A 19,380-nucleotide genomic window follows, 5' to 3' on the forward strand; every position below is an offset into this window, starting at 1 on the left:
CGCACTCTGCTATTCGGCGCGGGCCGAGACGAGGGCGGCGAGACCGTCGAAGATCCGAGCCAGGCCGAATTCCAGCGCGTCGTCCTGCCCTGACATGGAGCTGGCCGACGCGAACGCGGCTGTCACCTGGGGGTAGCGGTCGGCGTGGTCGGCGAGGATTCCCGTCATGATCGCGTTCAGGGACTTCTCGGGTGTGTCGGTTTCGGCGCCGGGTGCCGTCGTCTGCTGAGCGAGGCTGCGCACGTGGCCGGTGATCAGGACCACCGCGTCCAGGCGTTCCCCGCCGGTGAGTCCGGTGTCGCGCAGCGCCTCGAGGCCGGTTTCGAGCCAGTCCAGTTCGTTCGGGCCCAGCACTCGCGGACCGACCGCGACGTCGACTACCCACGGATGCCGCCGGAGGCCCGCCCACATCCGGAGAGCCCACTCGTGGAGCGCAGCGCGCCAGCCGCCGTCGATCTCGGACAGGTCGGGCGCGGGTCCGAGAGCGGCATCGAGCATGAGGGCGGTCAACTCCGCCTTGCCGGGGGTGTAGCGGTAGAGGGACATCTTGGTGAACCCGAGGTCCTCTGCGAGGCGCTGCATCGACAGCGTGGCGAGGCCCTCGGCATCCGCCATCGAGATCGCGGTGGCGACGATCTGCGCGAGGCTCAGCGCAGGTTTCGGTCCCCGCTTCGGTCTCTCCGACGATCCCCACAGCAGCTCGGCGGTACGGGGCTGGGTGACCATCTGCGCTCCTCCGGGCCGACTCTTGATCCGGAATAGTGTCTACCATACACTGAATTGCGTCCGTCAGACGCAATTAATCCGTGGAGGCTCCCATGCCGAATAGAACCGTCCTGATCTCGGGTGCAAGCATCGCCGGGCCTGCTCTGGCGTTCTGGCTCAGCCGCTGCGGATACGCCGTCACCGTCGTCGAGCGGGCACCGGACCTCCGGCTCGGCGGCCAGGCCGTCGACTTCAAGGGGGAGATTCACCGAAAAGTGTTGGAGAGGATGGGAATACTCGACGACGTGCACCTCAGGCAGACCGGGAAGACCGACCTCCTAATCGTCGACGAACGCGACAGGCACTTGGCGACCATCCCCGGGGAATTCGTCGGCGGCGACGTCGAAATCCTGCGGGGCGACCTGACCGAGATCCTCTACCGGCGCACCGCGGATTCGTGCGAGTACCTCTTCGGCGATTCCGTCACCGCTCTGATCGACACGGACTCGGGCGTCGACGTCACGTTCGAGAAGTCGGACGCACGCCGGTTCGACCTGGTGTTCGGCGCCGACGGCATCCACTCGGCCGTCCGCCGGCACCGGTTCGGGCCGGAGGACGAGTTCGTCCGATTCCTCGGGTACTACTACGCCGTCGTCGGGACCACGCGCTCGGCGAGTGACGAATCGCCGGACAGGGAACGCGGGACGGGACTGATGTACAACGAGCCGGGACGGATGGCCGTCGTCGGTGGACCGAAGGCTCCGGAGTTGTTCGTCTTCGCCTCCGACAAGATCGAGTACGACCGCGCCGACATCACCCAGCAGAAACGAATGCTGACCACCGCGTATGCCGATGCGGGTTGGCGCGTGCCCCGCCTGCTCGCGCAACTGGACGACGCGCCTGACTTCTACCTCGACTCGATCGCGAGGGTCGAGACCGATACCTACACCGCCGGCCGTGTGGCCTTGGTCGGCGACGCCGCGTACGGAAATACGCTGGGCGGCTTCGGGACCGGACTCGCCCTCGTGGGTGCGTATGTACTGGCGGGTGAGCTCGCTGCCGCCGACGCCGACCACCGCGTGGCGTTCGGACGCTACAACGAGCAGATGCTTGGGTACGCGAAGATCGCCCGCAAGGGCAGCGCCGGACCGTTTCTCGCGCCGAAGTCGGCGACTCGAATCAGGCTGCGAAACTGGACGTTCAAGTCCACGTTCCTGTTCGGCCTGATGATGAAGCTGACCGACTCCTTCGCCACCGACATCGATCTGCAGGACTACCCGGCGCTGCGATCAGCCTGGTGTGCCGGCGATGTTGACCATCCATGAAATGCCGAACTTGTCTGTACAGGCACCGAATTCGTCTCCCCACATCTGCTTCTCCAGGGGCACGGACACGGATCCGCCGTTGGCGAGCTTGGCCCAGTAGCCGCGGAGTTCGTCGCCGTCGTCTCCGCTCAGGCTCACCGCGATGTTGGTCCCCGGGTTGTGTTCCATACCGGGCGGGGTGTCTGCACCCATGAGCGTGTAGCCGTTGTCCGACTCGAGCATGGCGTGCATGATCTTGTCTGCGCCCTCGCCCTCCGGCGCGCCGTATTCACCGAACGTGTTCAACGCAAGGGTGCCGCCGAAGACGTCCTTGTAGAACTCCATTGCCTGCCGCGCGTTGCCGTCGAAGCTGATGTAGGGGTTGAGCCGAGAGGTCATGGGACATGCTCCTTCTTCGTGCCGGAACCGACAGCAACGACGGTACAACGACCGGCCGACACGATGTGGGGAACGGACGGCCGAGGCGGATCAGTGCGTCGAGACCGTCGCGAACGCCGCCCACAGCACCGGTGAGTGCTCGATCGTCCGCTCGTCCCGCCAGGCGGCCACCCGGTCGCGTTGCCAGTCGCAGAGGGCGCCGACCGCGTCGGGCAGTTCGTGCGCCGTGTCGATCGAGCAGATTGCGTCCTGCAGCGGCCGCGCGTGCGATGCGGCGCCGGCGATGCGCTGGAACGCGAGGTCGGTGGGCAGGGCCCAGCGGCTGGCGGTGACGAGTTCCGCCCCGCCGGCGATCATCGCGGAGACCAGTCCGAGTGCCTCGCTGAACCGCAGGTCACCGCCGCTCTCGCAGGCGATCAGCGCAACCCTGCTCGGGATCGGCCACAACTCCGCGCCGCGGATCGGCTCGGCCGTGAGCGTGTGCGTTCCCAGCAGAAGGTCCTTCGCGGACAACGGCCGGTGGGCGCGGGTCGGCTCCGCGAACCCGACGGAGTCCGCGGCGCAGGCGAGGTGCAGTTCGGCGTGCTCGCTCTGACCGGATTCGGGTGCCGCCGCGGTGACGTGCCCGACGTAGACCAGCCGGCCCGCACCCTCACGCAACGCTGCACCGAGCCACTCCCGGTCGACGTCTTCGCGGCGGAAACAGTCCGTCGAACCGTCCACGGAAGGGAGCAGCCGGCCCTCGTCGGCGTACGTCGCGACCCGCTGCGACAGCGGGTTGTCCGCGGCCATCCGCCCCAGGACCGAGCCGAGTTCCGAATCCGCACGGAAGCCCGGCACCCGCGGGTCGAGCACCGCGACGACCGGGAGTTGCCGGGTGTGCGCCCAGGTTCGGACCGGTCGGCCGGGCGAGTGGACGATGCTGAGCGGAGCCAGCAGGCTGACATCGGCGATGTCGACGAGACGCAGCCCGGCGTCGGGTGCGATCAGTTCCCACGGCACCTGAGCGACGCGGGGCGACGGTTGGATCCGGAGGTGCGGCCGCACACCGCGGGCGAGCAGGTCGTGCAATTGCTGCGCGAGGACGAACGGAACGAATGTGCGTGAAAGAAGCTGAGCCAGATCATGCTCCGACTCGTAGGCGGAGAAACCGCCCGCCGTCAGCGCGTGGTGCAGTCCCTGCGGATCCGTGAGGTCGGGCAGGGCCCGGGCCAATGCGGCGAGGGCTTCGTCCACCTGCGCGGCGGGTGCGACGCCGACACCGCCGGGATGCGAGTCGTGGGTCCACCGCCACGACGTGTACAGATCGCCGGCGTCGGCCATCCGCACGATCGCGGTCGGTTGTTCGTGCGAGGTCACCATGCGCCCGCCACCCGGCGGTCGCGGACGTACTGTCGCGGAACGGTCAGCAGGTGACACAGGTGAGTCGGCACCGTCCCAGCATCCCCTACCCACCCAGGTCGTGGCGTGTGTACCGGGCACGCGGGTCGATTTGAAAGCCGAAAGCCGTGCCTGACATGCAGGCACGGCTCGTCGACCTCGGCGGAGCTATCCGACCGTTGCGGCGGTGGAATCCTCGGCGGGGACGCCCGTCCGGATGAGCCGATCGAATGCGCTCAGTGCTGCCGTTGCCCCGGCACCAGCGGCGATCACGATCTGCTTGTACGGCACCGTCGTGCAGTCGCCGGCGGCGAACACGCCGGGCACCGACGTCTGGCCGCGGTCGTCGATCGCGATCTCGCCACGATCGGACAACTCGACCGACCCGGCCAGCCACTCGGTGTTGGGCAGGAGGCCGATCTGGACGAAGACACCCTCGATGTCGAGCGTGTGCGAGGTATCGGTCGAGCGGTCCTGGTAGGTCAGGCCGGTGACCTTGTTTCCGTCCCCGAGGACCTCCGTCGTGAGCGTGTTCAGGAGGATGTCGGCGTTCGGGAGGCTGCGCAGTTTGCGCTGCAGCACCTCGTCGGCGCGGAGCACCGAGTCGAACTCGACGAGAGTGACGTGCTCGACGATTCCTGCGAGATCGATCGCGGCCTCGACTCCGGAGTTACCGCCACCGATCACGGCGACGCGCTTGCCCTTGAACAGCGGTCCGTCGCAGTGCGGGCAGTACGTCACACCCTTGTTCCGGTACATGTCCTCGCCGGGCACGTTCATCGAGCGCCACCGCGCACCCGTCGACAGGATCACCGTGCGTGCGAGAAGAGAAGCACCGCTTTCCAGCTCGATCTCGACGAGGCCGTTCTCGGTGGCGGCAGGCACGAGCTTCGCGGCCCGCTGCGTGTTCATGATGTCGACGCCGTACTGGCGGACGTGATTCTCGAGCGCCGACCCGAACTGGGGACCCTCGGTGTAGGGAACGGAGATGAAGTTCTCGATCGCCATGGTGTCGAGTACCTGACCGCCGAAGCGCTGAGCGGCGATTCCGGTGCGAATTCCCTTGCGCGCGGCATATACCGCGGCCGCGGCGCCGGACGGACCGCCTCCGACGACGAGCACGTCGAACGGATCCTTCTGGGCGATCGCGGCGGCTGCGCGGTCGGCGGCGCCGACGTCGAGCTTGCCGGCGATTTCCTCCAGGCTCATCCGGCCGGAGCCGAAGAGTTCGCCGTTGAGGAAGACCGTCGGCACGGCCATGATCTGGCGGCCGTCGACCTCGTCCTGGAACAGCGCGCCGTCGATCGCGACGTGGCTGATGCGCGGATTGAGCACGCACATCAGGTTCAGGGCCTGCACCACGTCCGGGCAGTTCTGGCAGGACAACGAGAAGTAGGTCTCGAAGTGGAAGTCGCCGTCGAGGTCGCGGACCTGCTCGAGCAGCTCGGGGGCCTCCTTCGACGGGTGGCCGCCGACCTGGAGCAAAGCGAGTGCGAGCGAGGTGAACTCGTGGCCGAGAGGGATGCCGGCGAAGCGGACCTCGATGTCCGTGCCGCTGCGGCGGACCGCGAACGACGGGCGTCGCGTGTCGTCGTCGCGGCGTTCGTAGGTGATCTTTTCCGACATCGCCGCGATCTGGGTGAGCAGTTCGGCGAGTTCGACCGACTTGGGTCCGTCGTCGAGTGAGGACACGAGCTCGATCGGCAGGGTCAGCTTTTCGAGCAGGGACTTCAGTTGGCCGGCAAGCGAGGCTTCGAGCATGAGAATCTACTCCATCGATCGGGAGGACAAGGGATCGGAAACCGGAAATTTTGGTTCAGGTGGTCCGGAAGGTGTTGGTGCGACACCGATTTGCCCCCACGGGAGCTGAGCACCGGGAACCGCCCGCACGGGCTCAGGAGACCTGAGCCCGTGCCTGCGGTACGACTGCGCTGCGTCAGATCTTGCCAACGAGATCGAGCGACGGGGCGAGGGTCTCTTCGCCCTCTTCCCACTTGGCCGGGCAGACCTCGCCCGGGTGCGACCGGACGTACTGAGCGGCCTTGACCTTGCGAACCAGCTCGGCGGCATTGCGCCCGATGCCTTCCGCGGTGACCTCGGTGAACTGGATGACACCGTCGGGGTCGACGAGGAAGGTGCCGCGGTCGGCCAATCCCTCGTTCTCGCGGAGGACCTCGAAGTTCCTGCTGATCTCCTGGGTCGGGTCGCCGATCATGGCGTACTTGATCTTGCCGATGGTGTCGGAAGATCCGTGCCACGCCTTGTGCGTGAAGTGAGTGTCGGTGGACACCGAGAAGACCTCGACGCCCAGTCGCTGCAGTTCCTCGTGGTGGTCGGCGAGGTCGCCGAGTTCCGTCGGGCAGACGAAGGTGAAGTCGGCCGGGTAGAAGTAGAAGACCGCCCACTTGTCCTTGATGTCGTCCGCGGACACGGTGATGAACGCGCCGTCCTTGAAGGCGTTCGCGGCGAAGGGCTTGATCTGCGTGTTGACCAGGGCCATTGAAACCTCTATTCGTGGAGACGGGAAGTCGATAGCGACGAGGCTATCCAGCAGATTGGAATAGGTCCAATCTATGAGACCTATTCGATAGATTGGATGGGGCTATCAATGGGCGCCGAATCGGCAGCGTTGCAGGTCAGTGCCACACACCACCCACACCGACGGACGCACGGTGTGACGACCGCGACACTCATTGCACCGAAAGTCCTCGTAGGGAATGGAAGCGGAGTTCGACGGGCGAGGTCACGATGCGGGCACCACCCGGCTGTCGCGGACCTCGCGCCCATAGCGTTCCTCGGCGACCGCGATCGAGGTACCCAGTGCAATCCGCCCATCCGGCGTCACGCCGAGCCGCGGAGGAAGGGGCACCGGCAGACCGGCGCCGGCCGCGACTCCGGCCAGTGCGGCGCCGAGCAGGAACGAACCCTCGGTGACGGTCGCGCCGGCCGGGGGAAGGTCCGGCAACTCCAGGGGGAGGCGCGCCGGCGTGCTGTGCCCGGCCCGGCCGACGTCCACCGTCGTCCCCGCGCACTGCGCTTCGACGAGATCGGCCACCAGGCGCGCGTCACCCGAGGTGTACGCGAGCCGGAACGCCAATTGCATCGCCGGATCGGCGATCTCGCGGTTCCACTGCACACGCTGACGCCCGTTCGGGAGTGTGTACCGCACGGCGTCGATGGCGATCGCCGCGGGCACGGCGAGCGCGGTGGCGCGTGCCAGCACGGCGCTGTCGGGGGGTGTCGGCGGCCGCGAGCGCGGACTCGAGGAGGGCTGCGTGCCAGAAGTCGACCTGCGCACAGTGCAGCCCGAGCCCCAGCCCGCGGTACGTGTCGAACGCGGCGGCGAGCAGTCTCTCCCCCTCGTCGGGTCGCCCTTCGCCGAAGGCGACGGTGGCGAGACGGGTCTCGACGTCCGCGACGTCGAGTACCGCTCCGGAACTCCGGAAATAGTCGAGGCTGCGGCGATAGAGTGTCGTCGCGCGTTCGGTGTCGCCCCGGCCCTCGGCGAGAAACGCCAGCACCTTCGATCCGATCCCCGCCCGGTGGCCGATCCCGCCGCGCTCGAAATTCGTCTGGCTCGACAGCAGCAGCGGCTCCGCGTCGTCGGGTCGCCCCGAGCGGACGTGCATGATGCCCAGGTTCTGCTGCGTTTCGGCGACCGCGTTGACGTCGCCCGCGGCCTCGAACGCGTGGAGCGCCTGCCCGGCGAAGTCGTCGGAGAGGTCGAAGCGCCCGGTCTCGAAGTGGATGGCGGCCAGGTTCATGAGCGGGTGACCCGCCAGCGCGGGGGCGAAGCGCACTGCCGCGTCGAGGGACTCGGTGGCGATGTCGGCCGCGTGCGCCCACTGCTGCCGGTGCATCGCGACCGCGGTCAGTGACAGCAGGCACGCGACCCGCAGGTCGCCCTGATCGTCGGCTGCCGCGAGCAGTCCCCGCGCCTGCTCGAGCGCGTCCTGTGCGCCGTCGAGGTCGCCGATGTGCTGCAATGCCTGCGACAGGTTGACCAGCGCCGCGGGACGCATCCGGATCGCGTCGGCCGGCATTGCCGCGAGGGCTTCCCGGTAGAGTTCGACGGCCCTCGTGTGATCGCCCAGCTCGTCGGACATACTGGCCGCGTTGATGATCGCGCTCGTCCGAAAATCGCCGGTGGTCGATCGGGCAACCTGCTCGAACGTCCGGAGTGCCTCGCCGACGTCTCCCCGCGAATACGCTGCGGCCCCCGTGGCGAGGAGGTCACGCGCTTCGTCCGGGCCGAGCGTCTGTTCTCCCACGTCAGAAGTCCGAATCCGAGGCAGCCGCCGCTGTCTCGGCGAGCAGGGATGCGTCCGACCCGTCGTCCGCCGCCATCTCCGAAGCCCGACGTAGCCGCCGGCGGACCAGGGCCCGAACCCGCTCCCGGACCTCCGGGCCGCCACCGTCCGCGGAACCGTTCACGCCGAACCCGGGCAGATACACATCCACGGACACCCCCGCCTCCGAGCCCTGCGGTGCGGCCGACTCGCCGAACCAGACATCCCCCGACAGTCGCAGCGCGACGTCGACGGTGCCCGAAGCGGTGCCGAGCAGCGCGTGTGGACGCACATGTTCCGGAACGGGTTCGGAGAGACCCGGTATCGCAACGACATTCACCCGCACGGTCGTGCTCCCGGCGGCGCGCACCACCTCCCACGACACCGCACGCTCGGACGCGTCGACGAGCCCGGGTGGGTACCGGCGCCAGTCGGATCCGGTGGTACCCCGCGCCAGGACGAGCGTGCTCGGCAGCGTCGCGGCCGCCGCGCCGGCCGCGAGGGCGTAGTCGTCTGCCCGCGCGGGACGGTCGGCGAGCACCGGGCCGGTCGGCACGACGGCGTCGTCCCCGTCGACGAGTAGATCGCATTTCTCGACGAGGGTGGCGATCTCGCCGTTCAACAGCCCCTCGTCGAGCGGCGGGACGGCGTCGACCGTCGAGGTCGGCCACCACCGCGCCGCCCAGTGCGCGTACGCGAGTCGCCGTGCGGCTGCAGCCACCCGGGGTCTTGCCGGCGCGACCGTGACGTCGCGTCCGGAGCCGGCCGCCACGGCGAGCGCGACTTCCGCGCCGAACACGGCCCACACCCAGTTCTGTGCCGATTCGACGTCGTCGAGCACCGCGACCGGGACCGTGTGGTCTGCGAGCACACTCCACGACAGGTGCCCGCCGTGGACCTCCAGTACTGCCACGTCGATACCTGCGGCGTCGTCGAGGACGCTCGGTGCGTCGCCGGGGGCGATGATCCAGACCCCGTCGGGCGCGCGCTCGATCCGCACCGTGCCGGTCGTCAACTCGCCCTCGATTCGGCAGCAGCCGCCGCATCAGCGAGCGGAATTGCGCTGAGCGCCTGCTTGACCCGCATGCGGTGATCGAGGATGACCGATCGCGCCACCCCGTCGAGGAGGTCCCAGAGCTCGTCCGGTTCGTGGACGGAGAACTCGCGCACGTCGCGGCCGTGGAGGCGGACCCACAGGCGGCGGAGGTAGGGCCGCCAGGGCTCGAGGAGTTCGGCGGCGATGGCCGTCAGCGGATTCGCTTCGGGTAGCGACGCGGCGTCGGCGTTCACCATGAGGCGGCGTGCCTGCAGGACGTACGCCTCCCGTCGCCAGCGGCCGTTGATCACCCGGACGGCGGTCGTGTCCGTGGCCGCAGGAGAGGACGCCGTTCCGATCGGGCGGAGACCGGTCGCCAGTGCGGCGCCCGTCGTCGCCGCGACCCGCAGAGACTCGTCGAGAAGCGCCCAGGGCGAACAGCTTCGGGCGATCTCGGTGGTGACCAGTTCGTGGATCGGTGGCAGCTCCGCACGATCGGTCGACGCGCGGAGCACCGTGAAGACGCGTTCGTAGACGGATCGGTCGAACGGGAGCGCGAGCGCCGTAGTGGACGCCGACGTTCCGAGACGTGGCGGTCCGGGGAGGGGATGCACCGTCAGGCCGAACCGGTGAGCCGAGACCTCGGTCGTCCACAACGCAATCCCGTGGTGAGTGCCCGCATGACCGGCGACCAGGCTGTCGAGAGCCCACCGCCCGTTGTCACCGTCCTGCTCGAGGCGCGCCCCGGGACAGGCGTCGAGGACCATGTCGATCTCGGCGGTGTGGTCGCCGGTGGCCGCGCCCGACAGCGGTCGCCGTCCCCACGCGACGTCGATCAGAGCGTTCAGTTCGCGTGCCCGCGCCGGGTCGGTGACGTGTGCTTTCAACGCCTGAGTGGTGCGGCCGGCCGCGAAATCGTGCACGTTGCGCAGCGTGTCCTCGGCGACGGATTCGTCCCGGAGCGGGTCGGGGGCGCCCGAACCGGTCGCGAGTTCGAAACAGCGTTGGAAGTACAGGTCCTGGGGGTTGCCGTCCGTGATCCGCAGCGCCCGGCGAACCCGTTTGAGCAGGGTGAACCAGGCGGCGGTGGCCCGGAGCGCGTCAGCGGAGGCGTGCACCCGGGTGGCGAGCAACTGCGCCCCGTCGGACGAGACGATCGGACCGGCGCACAGCGGGTTCTGCACCGGGCGGATGACCAGCGGATCGAGGATCAGTTTCACGGTGCGGCTCAGCGGTCCGCCGTCCGGCCCACTGAGCGGTTCGACGCCGTCCAGCTCGCGCCACACCTCGTCGAGGACCATCGCCCGCGGTCGCCGAGCGGCCACTGAGCTCCTCGATGCCGTCCGCATTCGAGCAGGTTACCGCAGGGATGCCCCGTCGACGTGTCGACAAATCTGGGATCGGTAGGGCGCGAGTAGTTCCTACCTTTCTCACATCGGCTCCAGTCCGCGAGCCGAAGGAATCGACGACGGGCGCCGTGCGCCCCTCACGAAACGTGAAGGACGGATCATGAACAAGATCGTTCGGACTCAGAAGCGCGTCTACACCGCCGGCATCGTGGCGGCCGCCGCTGTCGCCCTGCTCGTCTCGGGCTGCAGCGACACCAGTGACAGCAGTTCCGGTGGTGGAAGCTCCGAACAGTCCCCGGCCGCCGCGAGCCCGGCGGGTGCGTCCTCGGCCGCGGTCGACGGTAAGGCACTGGACGCCGACTTCGACGCCACCTGCGCCAAGCAGGGCGACATGCTGGCGTTGGCACTGGCGGACACCGCCAACGCGACGTACGGCGACCTGGCGGTCTCCGCGACGATCACCGGCACCGACACGGTGCAGGCCGTCGGAATCGCGGGCAGCAAGGGCGGGTCGAACGGCCTCCCGTACGCCCTCGGCTTCGGGCAGGGAATGCCCGGCGGCTCCGCGACGGTCGTGAAAGACGGCGATATCTACACGATCACCGGTGAAGGCGTCGGTGCGCCCGACATGAGCAACCCGACCGCGCCGAGTTCGGCGAAGTTCGACATCACGTTCGCATGCTCGACCGTCGTGGGCGGCTGAGCCGGCTCGCCGGGGACGCGCGCGAAGTTGCGGCAACCGAGTTCGCGCGCGTCCCTCCAGTTCTTCCACCCCAGTTCAGGCACGGAAAGGACACATCATGAAGAAGCTCGTGCGCACCGCCGCTCTGGTGTTTCTCGTCGGGTCGGTCGGCTACTACCTGTGGTACTGCCTCGGCGATCGGGGACGGTCGAACTACGGAATCGAAGCGCTGTCGTGGGTCGGCCCGCAGATGATCTGGCCGATCGTCGCGGTCAGCGTGGTCGTGGTCTGTTTCGCCGTCACCGGCGACAGCGTGCTGGCAGCGTTCACGGGACGCAACAGTGCCGCGTTCCCGCACGGAGCGGTCGGGATCGGGACGGTGCGGTCGGTGCGTCAGACGGGGATGACGCTCAACGATCAACCGGAAGTGCGGATCGACCTCGTGGTGGAGGGCGCCGACGGCACGATCTTCGAATCGCACGCCAGGATGATCGTGCCGCTGACCGAGTTGGCGCTTCTCCGTCCGGGTGTCGTTCTCCCCGTCCGCTACCTGCCGGGCCGCACCGACAAGGTCGAGATCGATCGCTCGGGAGACACGTCGACGGCGCAGGACGCGTTGAACCGATCCATGATTCGTCAGGGCCTCACCACCCCGGGCAAGCTCGACATCGCGGCCCGCGGCGTTCCCGCGCAGGCGGTGGTGCAGTCGCTCAGTGTGCCCGGCGAGATCCGCGACGGAAACTCGAAGGTCGATCTCGGGCTGGTGGTCACGCGGCCCGACGGCACGACGTTCACGACGCGTGTCGAGAAGTTCCTGCCGCCGCGCAGTGTCGGGCACGTCCAGGTCGGCCGGGTGGTGACGGTCCATTATCTGCCGGGGAACGAGCAGGAGGTCGTCATCGCCCTGCCGGCGAACGTGTAATGACGGGATCAGTCCCCGGCACCGTCCCGGGGCGGTAGTCCCAGCGACCGGACGAGAAGGAGGAGTTGGTCGCGCAGCGACCCGACGTCACCGACCGCGGCGGTGAGGGCCGCATCCTCCTTCTCGAGGGTCAGTAGGTGGCGGTAGATCGCGCGACCCGACTCGGTGATCGCGACCCGCTTGCGCCGCTCGTCGCGCGGATCGATCTCCCGGTGACGTGCCCGGTTCGCTCGAGTCGGTCGATGGTGCGGCCGATGGTCTGGTCCGTCACCCGCGAGGCCTTCGCGATGTCCCGTTGCGAGGCCGGCCGGTCGGAGATCGAACATCGCAATCCGGGCATCCGGTCGTCGAACCGTCCCGCATTGGAGAGCACGTGACCACAACTGCCCCGCCCACGCCCGGTTCGTCGCCTTCGGTGGATTCTGCCAGCCCTGCTGGTGATCGTCTGGCTGGCCGTCGGCGGTTTCGGTGGTCCGTTCGCCGGCAAACTCTCCATGGTCCAGAACGACAGCACGTCGTTTCTGCCCGCGTCGGCCGAGGCCACCGAGGTGTCCGCGCTGCAGAAGGCTTCATCGACACGCGGTTCGTGCCCGCGATCGTCGTCGCCGAGCGGACGTCGGGGATCACCGCGACCGACACCGAGTTCCTCTCGGGAACCGCGGCCTCCCTCGCCGGTTCGGAGGGGTTCGGTGACGAGGTGTCGCCGCCGATCCCGTCCGTCGACGGTCGGGCGCTGCAGATGTTCGTGCCCGTCGACAGCTCGGGGGAGGTCGGCGACAGTGTCACGGAACTCCGGGACGCGCTCGGCGCCGCACCGGGAGGTCTCACCGTCCTCGTCACCGGGCCCGCCGGTCAGGTGGCGGACCTGTCCGCGGCGTTCGCAGGCATCGACGGGCTGCTGTTCCTGGTGGCTGGTGTCGTCGTGATCCTCATCCTCATCGTCGTCTACCGCAGTCCGATCCCCCCGTTCGCGATGATCACCTCCGCCGTCTTCGCGCTGGGACTGTCGAGTCTCCTCGTCTACCTGCTCGCCGACGCAGGCGTGATCGCGCTGAACGGGCAGAGCCAGGGAATCCTGTTCATCCTGGTATTCGGCGCCGCGACCGACTACGCACTGCTGCTCGTGTCCCGCTACCGCGAGGAACTGCGGATCGAGCAGGACAAGTACCGCGCGATGCGGACCGCGTGGCGGGCGACGCTCGAACCCGTCGCCGCCTCCGCGGGCACGGTCATCGCCGGCGTGCTCTGCCTGCTGCTGTCCGATCTCAACTCCAACCGCGGACTCGGACCGGTGGCGGCCATCGGCATCGCGGCGTCGTTCGTCGCGTCCATGACGTACCTCCCCGCGGTGCTCGTGCTCCTCGGCCGGACGGCGTACTGGCCGACCCGGCCCGCCTTCGACGCGCGGCACGCCGAGAAGGACGAGGCCGCAGACCACAAGTTCTGGGCCGCGCTCGCGGCGCGGATCGGTGCGCACCCGCGCCGATTCTGGGTGGCGTCCGGCCTGGTGCTGGTGCTCTTCGCGCTCCTGATGCCCCAGTTCGAGGCGAGCGGGGTCGCGGAGTCCGAGACGTTCCTTCTCGACGTCGATTCCGTTGCGGGCCAGCAGATCCTCGGCGACCACTTCGACGCCGGTTCCGGTTCGCCGGCGGTGATCATCGCGAACGAGGGCTCCCGCGACGCGGTGGTCGACGCTGCCCGGGTCGACGGGGTCGGCGACATCACCGTGCTGTCGACCCCCGGCACGCAGGACCCACTGGTGGTGGACTGCCGGGTGGCGATCGAAGCCACTCTGACCGATCCGGCCGATTCCCTCGCGGCCGAGGACACCATCGTCCGCCTGCGTGACGCCGTACACCCGATCGACGGCGCCGACGCCCTGGTCGGTGGCACCACCGCCACGGACCTCGACACCAAGACCACGTCGACGCGTGACCGCACCCTGATCATCCCCGTCGTGATCCTCGTGGTGTTCGCGATCCTGTGCCTGCTGCTGCGTTCGCTACTCGTGCCGCTGCTGCTGATGGGAACGGTGGTCCTGTCCTTCGCTGCGACGCTGGGCATCTCGTCGTTGGTCTTCGAGCACATCTTCGGGTTCCCGGGTGCCGACCCCGTCGTCCCGCTGTTCGCGTTCGTGTTCCTCGTCGCCCTCGGAATCGACTACAACATCTTCCTCATGACCCGGGGCCGGGAAGAGGCACGGCGCATCGGCACGCGCCGGGGAGCGCTCCGCGGCCTGACCGTCACCGGCGGAGTGATCACGTCGGCGGGAGTGGTTCTGGCGGCGACCTTCTCGGCGCTCGCAGTGATCCCGCTGATCTTCCTCGCGCAAATCACCTTCATCGTGGCGTTCGGTGTGCTCCTCGACGCACTCCTCGTGCGGTCACTCCTGGTGCCCGCCCTCACCGTCGACATCGGGCAGAAGATCTGGTGGCCGAGCAAGCTCGCGTCGGCACCGGAGGCCGACGAGAACGTCTCTGCGGAGCCTGAATTGGATTCGAGTCGTACGTGAGCGCGTCACGCCAACGCGAGTAGTGCCAGTGCTGCCTGGTCGGGCACGGTGACGTTCAGGCTCGTCAGCTTCTCGAATCTGCCGAGCCGGTTGAGCACCGTGTTGCGGTGGCAGAACAATTGCGCCGCGGTGTCGGTGACGCTTCCCGTCGCGAGGTAGGCGCGCACGGTCTCGAGGATGCGTTCGCGTTCCTCGTCGGTGATCGAGGCGAGCCCGGACAGTAGGTGGGCCGAGAAATCGGTCTGATCGTCGAGCCGGCCCTTGGTGACCCGGGCCCACGCGTCCGTCAGCGTCGTCAGGCCGTGTTCGTCGGGGCGGATCGTCCGGAAGATCTCGTGGGCGGTGTTCGCGGCCGCCGGTACCGCGGCGAGGCCGGATACCGCCGCGACCATGCCGCCGGCCACGTCCTGCAGTTGCCGATGCTGTGTCTCGAGCCCCCGGGTGGGTGTCCGCGGCGCCGGCCACAGAACCACCACGCGGCCGGACTGATTCAGGACGAAGAGTTGTTCGCCACCGGCCGCGAGAGTGTTCGCGATCCTGTGCACTGCCTGGGATGCTTCGGGATCCACGACGACGACTCGGAACGTCGCGTCGGCGTCGACCTTCAGCGCCCGGGCGATCTGTTCGATCTTGCTGGGGACGAGGCCTGCCGGCCCGAACAGTTCCGCCAGGTACGTCTGCTGCTCGTCGCGGGTGAAGGCGGCCATCGCGGCCTTCTCCTCGAGGTAGCTCTGGTGGACGGCGCGAGCGTAGTCGTCGACCACGTTCCACAGGCTGTCGACGTGCAACGCGAGGACGGCCATGTCTGCCGAGTTCGCGCGCCACAGCAGAGCAGACCAGATGATGCCGAAGTCGAGACGGACCGCAGTGACCAGATCTTCGACGGGTATTCCCTGCCGCGCGCGCAGACGACCCAGGTCCGAGGGCAGCGAACTGAGCTGAGTCGTCGTCGCGCCGGCGGTGACGGCTTCGAGTATCAACCGAATCGACTCGCGAGCGGAATCGCGCAGACCGCCCTGGTCGACCAGCCCGGACTGGTAGGCCTCGACAGATTCGAGTCTGTCGAGGAAGGCGGCAGCCAGATCGTCCGTGTTGCGCATGGTTCCGACGATCAGTTCACGCCAACGAGGCAGAGTCTCCTGCTTCCGCTTGGCGAGGTTTCTCACGGCAACGTCCTTTCGCCCGAGTTTGCGGTCAGGTTTCGTCGAGATCTCCGATTCGAGCATCGGGGTAACACGTCGTTGGAGATTCGTTCATCGGCTCTCGTCGCGGTGGGCGAATCACCTGGGGCAGCTCGACCGGCATCGTTGCTCCTTCGCCGTCACATTATGCACATACACAATAATCCTGCCCTTCCTCGAGGCAGATTGCGATTTCCTCCCGCTGCGGGGTGCGGTTTGATTGAAGACACGCCAATTGGACTTTCCTGCCCTTCACCCACGACATTCGGAGCAACACCATGAGCCCCTCGGCAACCCGACAGGTCGGCCCCCCGACCCCGATTCCACGAGACACGTCCCGTCGCGTGGCGTTCGCTGCATTCGTGGGAACGGCGATGGAGTGGTACGACTTCTTTCTGTTCACCACGGCCGCCGCGCTGGTGTTCAATGTGCAGTTTTTCGTCTCCGACAACGCGCTGACGGCGACGCTCGCCTCGTTCGGCACGCTGGCGGTCGGATTCGTTGCGCGTCCGGTGGGTGGACTTCTGTTCGGATGGCTCGGCGACCGGATCGGTCGCAAGAAGATCTTGATGACCACCATCGTCGGTATCGGGGTCGCCACCGTGCTGATCGGCATGCTGCCCAACTACTACTCGATCGGTGTCATCGCGCCGATCGCCCTCATCGTGCTGCGCGTGCTTCAAGGACTGGCCGTCGGAGGCGAGTGGAGCGGTGCGGTCACGATTGCAGCCGAGAACGCCTCACCGGAGGAACGGGCGAAATACGCGTCCATCCCGCAGCTCGGATCCCCGGTCGGCACGATCCTGTCCTCGGGTGCCTTCTTCCTGACCTCGGCCCTGCTGTCGGAGGACGTCTTCGATTCCTGGGGTTGGCGCATTCCCTTCCTGCTGGCCCTGCCGTTGCTGGGAGTGTCCATCCTGATCCGTCGTCAACTCGAGGAGTCCCCCGAATTCGAGGCCTTGCAGGAGGAGGATGCCGTTGCGGAGGCACCACTGCGCCAGGTGTTCGTCGGGGCGTGGCGGCAGCTGCTCGTCGGTGCTTCCGTCATGCTCATCGGCGCAGGCGGCTTCTACTTGATCACGACGTTCATCATCAGCTACGGCAAGCGGGTTCTCGGCCTGGAAGCTTCGATGCTTCTTCTTGCGACCGTCATCGCGGCGGTGATCGAGATTCCCGTCATCATCTCGGGCGGACGATGGGGTTCGCGATTCGGTTCGTGTCGCGTAGTGATCGGCGGTGCCATCGCCACAATGGTCCTCGCGTTCCCGATCTTCTGGGCGATCGGCACCGCGAACCCCTTACTCGTGGTACTCGGGATGAGCGTGGGCGTTGCTGCCGTGTCCTATCCGTACGCGGTCAGCGGGGCCGTACTCACCAGTCTGTTCCCCGCGAAGGTGCGGTACAGCGGCGTCGCCGTCTCGTCGAACATCGCCGGACTGGTATCCGGCTGCGTCCCGTTGATCGCGACCGCCGTGTTGACCGTCACCGGCGACCACCTCTGGCCCGCAGCGATCATTCTCGTTGCCATCGGCGTGATCGCTCTGGCCGGCGGCGTTCTCGCACCGCGATGGAGTGTTGTCGAAGACGGCCTCAAGCACTGACATTCACTCTCGACCCACAGAAGGAACAGTCGTCATGAGCACAGCAGAGCAGCAGATTCCCGCGTCCGGCCCGGCCGCGACGCAGGAGCAGAGCGAATGGGACCTGCGCGTCGAGTTGGCGGCCGTGTACCGCCTCGTCGCGCACTTCCGGATGACCGATCTCATCTTCAGTCATATTTCACAACGACTTCCGGGCGAGGAACCTCGCTTCCTGATCAATCCGTACGGACTGCTGTTCGAGGAGATCACCGCGTCGAACCTCGTCGAGGTGGGTCTCGACGGCGAGCTGTTCACCCCGTCGGAGTACCGGGTCAACCCGGCCGGGTTCGTCATTCACAGTGCCATCCACGCCGCCCGGCCCGATGCGCACTGCGTGCTACACACCCACTCCCGCAACGGTTGTGCGGTGGCAGCTCAGAAGAACGGCCTTCAGCCGGTCAACCAGACGTCGATGGAGTTCTACAACCGGATCGCGTACCACGACTACGAGGGTGTCGCACTGAACGATGCGGAGAAGGTCCGACTCGTCGCGGACCTCGGTGACAAGAACGCGATGATCCTCCGCAACCATGGCCTCCTGACGGTGGGGGACAGCGCGCGCCGGACCTTCCTGCGCATGTTCTATCTCGAGCGGGCATGCGAGATGCAGGTCGCAGCGCAGTCCACCGGCCAGGAACTGATCGTTCCCTCGCCGGAGGTCTGCGAGCACACCGCTCGACAGCTGAACAACGAAAACCGAGTCGGCGCAACCGATGACCACGACAACAGCGACAATTGGGACCTCGCCTGGTCTGCGCTGCTGCGTCTGGTCGATCGCATCGCCCCGGACTACCGGTCCTGAGATGGCGCACAACACGAAACGCCGTGCCGTGGTGGTGGACGGGGTCGGTACGCTCGTCGCCGATCCCGCACTGCTGCCGGACCTCTGGATGCTCGACGTGTTGCCGCATCTGCCGCACGGTGACGACGTCATCGCCATGGCGGTGAATCCGGAGACTGCTCAGGTCGGGCCGGAGGACCTGGATCGGGTCCCGAATCTGCGGCTGCTCGCCGCGACGTCCGCCGGCACCGATCATCTCGACGTCGAGGAGGCACGCCGCCGCGGTATCACCGTCACGAACACCCCGGACTACTGCACCGACGAGGTCGCCGACCACACCACGGCGCTCGTCCTCGGGCTTCTCCGCCAGACGCACCGCCTCGACCGATCGGTTCACCTCGGCGGCTGGACGGTGGGCACCCCCCGTCCCCGGTTCGTACGTGGTGCAACCCTGGGGATCTGGGGTTTCGGTGCGATCGGGCGTGCGGTCGCACACCGCGCACATGCCCTCGGCATGCGTGTGCAGATACATTCGCGCGGGCCGATCGGCGGAGACTTTCCGGACTACACACAGGTGAGCTGGGACGAGCTGATCACCACCAGCGACGTTCTGTCCGTGCACGTGCCGTTGAGCGACGAGACGCGGGGCCGGCTGGACGCACCGGCGCTGCGGTCCATGCGGCGGGACAGCTATCTGGTCAACGTGTCTCGCGGCGGAATCGTCGACGAAGTGGCCCTCGACGCCGCGTTGCGCTCCGGCCACCTGTCGGGAGCCGCGGTCGACGTGCTCAGGACCGAACCGCCCGCCGAGGGTCACGTTCTCTCCTCCACACCGAATCTGGTCATCACACCGCACGCAGCGTGGATCTCCGAGTTGTCGATCCACGCCCCGTTCCGCATGTTCGCCGAGGCTGTGGCAGCGCTTCCGGAGTAACCGGACCGGTAGCCTGAGCGGTCGAAGACATGTGTATGCCCACCCACACGACGAAAGTCGTGTGGGTGGGCATACGTGTCACGCCCGAGCGAATCCGCCGCAGGGGATGCCTGTGGGAATGCACAACGATCCTGCGCGAACCGGTTGAGGTTCGTCATCCCGAAAACATGCCTGGACGTGCTTGTATTGATGCATCCGCAGTCGCACACGATGTCGACTCCGCTACCCGGACGCCGGGGCCGGCGGACGCAGATCCACTCCCGGGA

General features: G+C 67.6%; 14 protein-coding genes and 3 pseudogenes. 7 read left to right on the forward strand and 10 right to left on the reverse strand.

The features are described 5' to 3' along the window. Positions 1-9: 9 nt before the first annotated feature. On the reverse strand, positions 10-726 hold the full coding sequence (locus tag ACFWAY_RS16550) for a TetR/AcrR family transcriptional regulator (protein WP_378450443.1): 717 nt from the start codon (positions 724-726) through the stop codon (positions 10-12). Positions 727-818: 92 nt separating this feature from the next. Between ACFWAY_RS16550 and ACFWAY_RS16555 the strand changes: the two genes are divergently transcribed. After that, positions 819-2,030, forward strand: coding sequence for an FAD-dependent monooxygenase (locus tag ACFWAY_RS16555; RefSeq protein ID WP_378450444.1), 1,212 nt, complete (start codon positions 819-821; stop codon positions 2,028-2,030). Here ACFWAY_RS16555 and ACFWAY_RS16560 read toward each other — a convergent pair. From ACFWAY_RS16560 to ACFWAY_RS16590, 7 genes and pseudogenes are all read right to left on the reverse strand, one after another. After that, entirely contained in the window at positions 1,995-2,408 is a 414-nt protein-coding gene (locus ACFWAY_RS16560) for a VOC family protein (RefSeq protein ID WP_378450445.1), read from the reverse strand. The genes ACFWAY_RS16555 and ACFWAY_RS16560 overlap by 36 nt on opposite strands. A 90-nt stretch (positions 2,409-2,498) precedes the next feature. Next, positions 2,499-3,770 carry a CHAT domain-containing protein gene (locus ACFWAY_RS16565; RefSeq protein ID WP_378511294.1) on the reverse strand — a complete coding sequence of 424 codons (1,272 nt, stop codon included), beginning with the start codon at positions 3,768-3,770 and terminating at the stop codon, positions 2,499-2,501. Positions 3,771-3,956: 186 nt separating this feature from the next. Further along, positions 3,957-5,549, reverse strand: coding sequence for an alkyl hydroperoxide reductase subunit F (gene ahpF, locus ACFWAY_RS16570; protein WP_378450447.1), 1,593 nt, complete (start codon positions 5,547-5,549; stop codon positions 3,957-3,959). A 175-nt stretch (positions 5,550-5,724) separates the two neighbouring features. Continuing rightward, the gene (gene ahpC, locus ACFWAY_RS16575; RefSeq protein WP_378450448.1) at positions 5,725-6,288 is read right to left on the reverse strand and encodes an alkyl hydroperoxide reductase subunit C; all 564 of its coding nucleotides are present in this window, start codon (positions 6,286-6,288) and stop codon (positions 5,725-5,727) included. A 243-nt stretch (positions 6,289-6,531) separates the two neighbouring features. Then, positions 6,532-8,059 (reverse strand): annotated as a pseudogene (locus tag ACFWAY_RS16580) (tetratricopeptide repeat protein). A gap of 1 nt (position 8,060) precedes the next feature. Continuing rightward, a complete protein-coding gene (locus tag ACFWAY_RS16585; RefSeq protein ID WP_378450450.1) occupies positions 8,061-9,092 on the reverse strand; it encodes a hypothetical protein in 1,032 nt (343 codons plus the stop codon). Beyond that, positions 9,089-10,414 carry a hypothetical protein gene (locus ACFWAY_RS16590; RefSeq protein ID WP_378511354.1) on the reverse strand — a complete coding sequence of 442 codons (1,326 nt, stop codon included), beginning with the start codon at positions 10,412-10,414 and terminating at the stop codon, positions 9,089-9,091. Before ACFWAY_RS16590 ends, ACFWAY_RS16585 begins: the two co-directional genes overlap by 4 nt. A gap of 208 nt (positions 10,415-10,622) precedes the next feature. Between ACFWAY_RS16590 and ACFWAY_RS16595 the strand changes: the two genes are divergently transcribed. Continuing rightward, positions 10,623-11,165, forward strand: a complete 543-nt coding sequence (locus tag ACFWAY_RS16595; protein ID WP_378511295.1) for a lipoprotein LpqH — start codon at positions 10,623-10,625, stop codon at positions 11,163-11,165. Between the two features lie 97 nt (positions 11,166-11,262). Next, positions 11,263-12,066, forward strand: coding sequence for a hypothetical protein (locus ACFWAY_RS16600; protein WP_378511296.1), 804 nt, complete (start codon positions 11,263-11,265; stop codon positions 12,064-12,066). An 8-nt stretch (positions 12,067-12,074) separates the two neighbouring features. Here the strand turns inward: ACFWAY_RS16600 and ACFWAY_RS16605 are convergent. Beyond that, positions 12,075-12,388, reverse strand: a pseudogene (locus ACFWAY_RS16605) (MarR family transcriptional regulator); the annotation flags it as partial. Between the two features lie 115 nt (positions 12,389-12,503). On the opposite strand from ACFWAY_RS16605, the pseudogene ACFWAY_RS16610 reads away from it, so the two are divergent. Next, a pseudogene (locus ACFWAY_RS16610) lies at positions 12,504-14,578 on the forward strand (MMPL family transporter). 5 nt (positions 14,579-14,583) lie between these two features. Here ACFWAY_RS16610 and ACFWAY_RS16615 read toward each other — a convergent pair. After that, entirely contained in the window at positions 14,584-15,744 is a 1,161-nt protein-coding gene (locus ACFWAY_RS16615; RefSeq protein ID WP_378450453.1) for a PucR family transcriptional regulator, read from the reverse strand. Positions 15,745-16,037: 293 nt separating this feature from the next. Between ACFWAY_RS16615 and ACFWAY_RS16620 the strand changes: the two genes are divergently transcribed. From ACFWAY_RS16620 to ACFWAY_RS16630, 3 genes are read left to right on the forward strand one after another with little or no spacing between them, the layout of a single operon-like run. Then, entirely contained in the window at positions 16,038-17,360 is a 1,323-nt protein-coding gene (locus tag ACFWAY_RS16620; protein ID WP_378450454.1) for an MFS transporter, read from the forward strand. A 34-nt stretch (positions 17,361-17,394) separates the two neighbouring features. Then, positions 17,395-18,201: a class II aldolase/adducin family protein gene (locus ACFWAY_RS16625; protein ID WP_378450455.1), complete on the forward strand. Its 807-nt coding sequence runs from the start codon at positions 17,395-17,397 to the stop codon at positions 18,199-18,201. A gap of 1 nt (position 18,202) precedes the next feature. Further along, a complete protein-coding gene (locus ACFWAY_RS16630) occupies positions 18,203-19,114 on the forward strand; it encodes an NAD(P)-dependent oxidoreductase (protein ID WP_378511297.1) in 912 nt (303 codons plus the stop codon). Positions 19,115-19,380: the final 266 nt, after the last annotated feature.

The organism is Rhodococcus sp. NPDC059968, assembly GCF_042738615.1.
Classification (GTDB): domain Bacteria; phylum Actinomycetota; class Actinomycetes; order Mycobacteriales; family Mycobacteriaceae; genus Rhodococcus_F.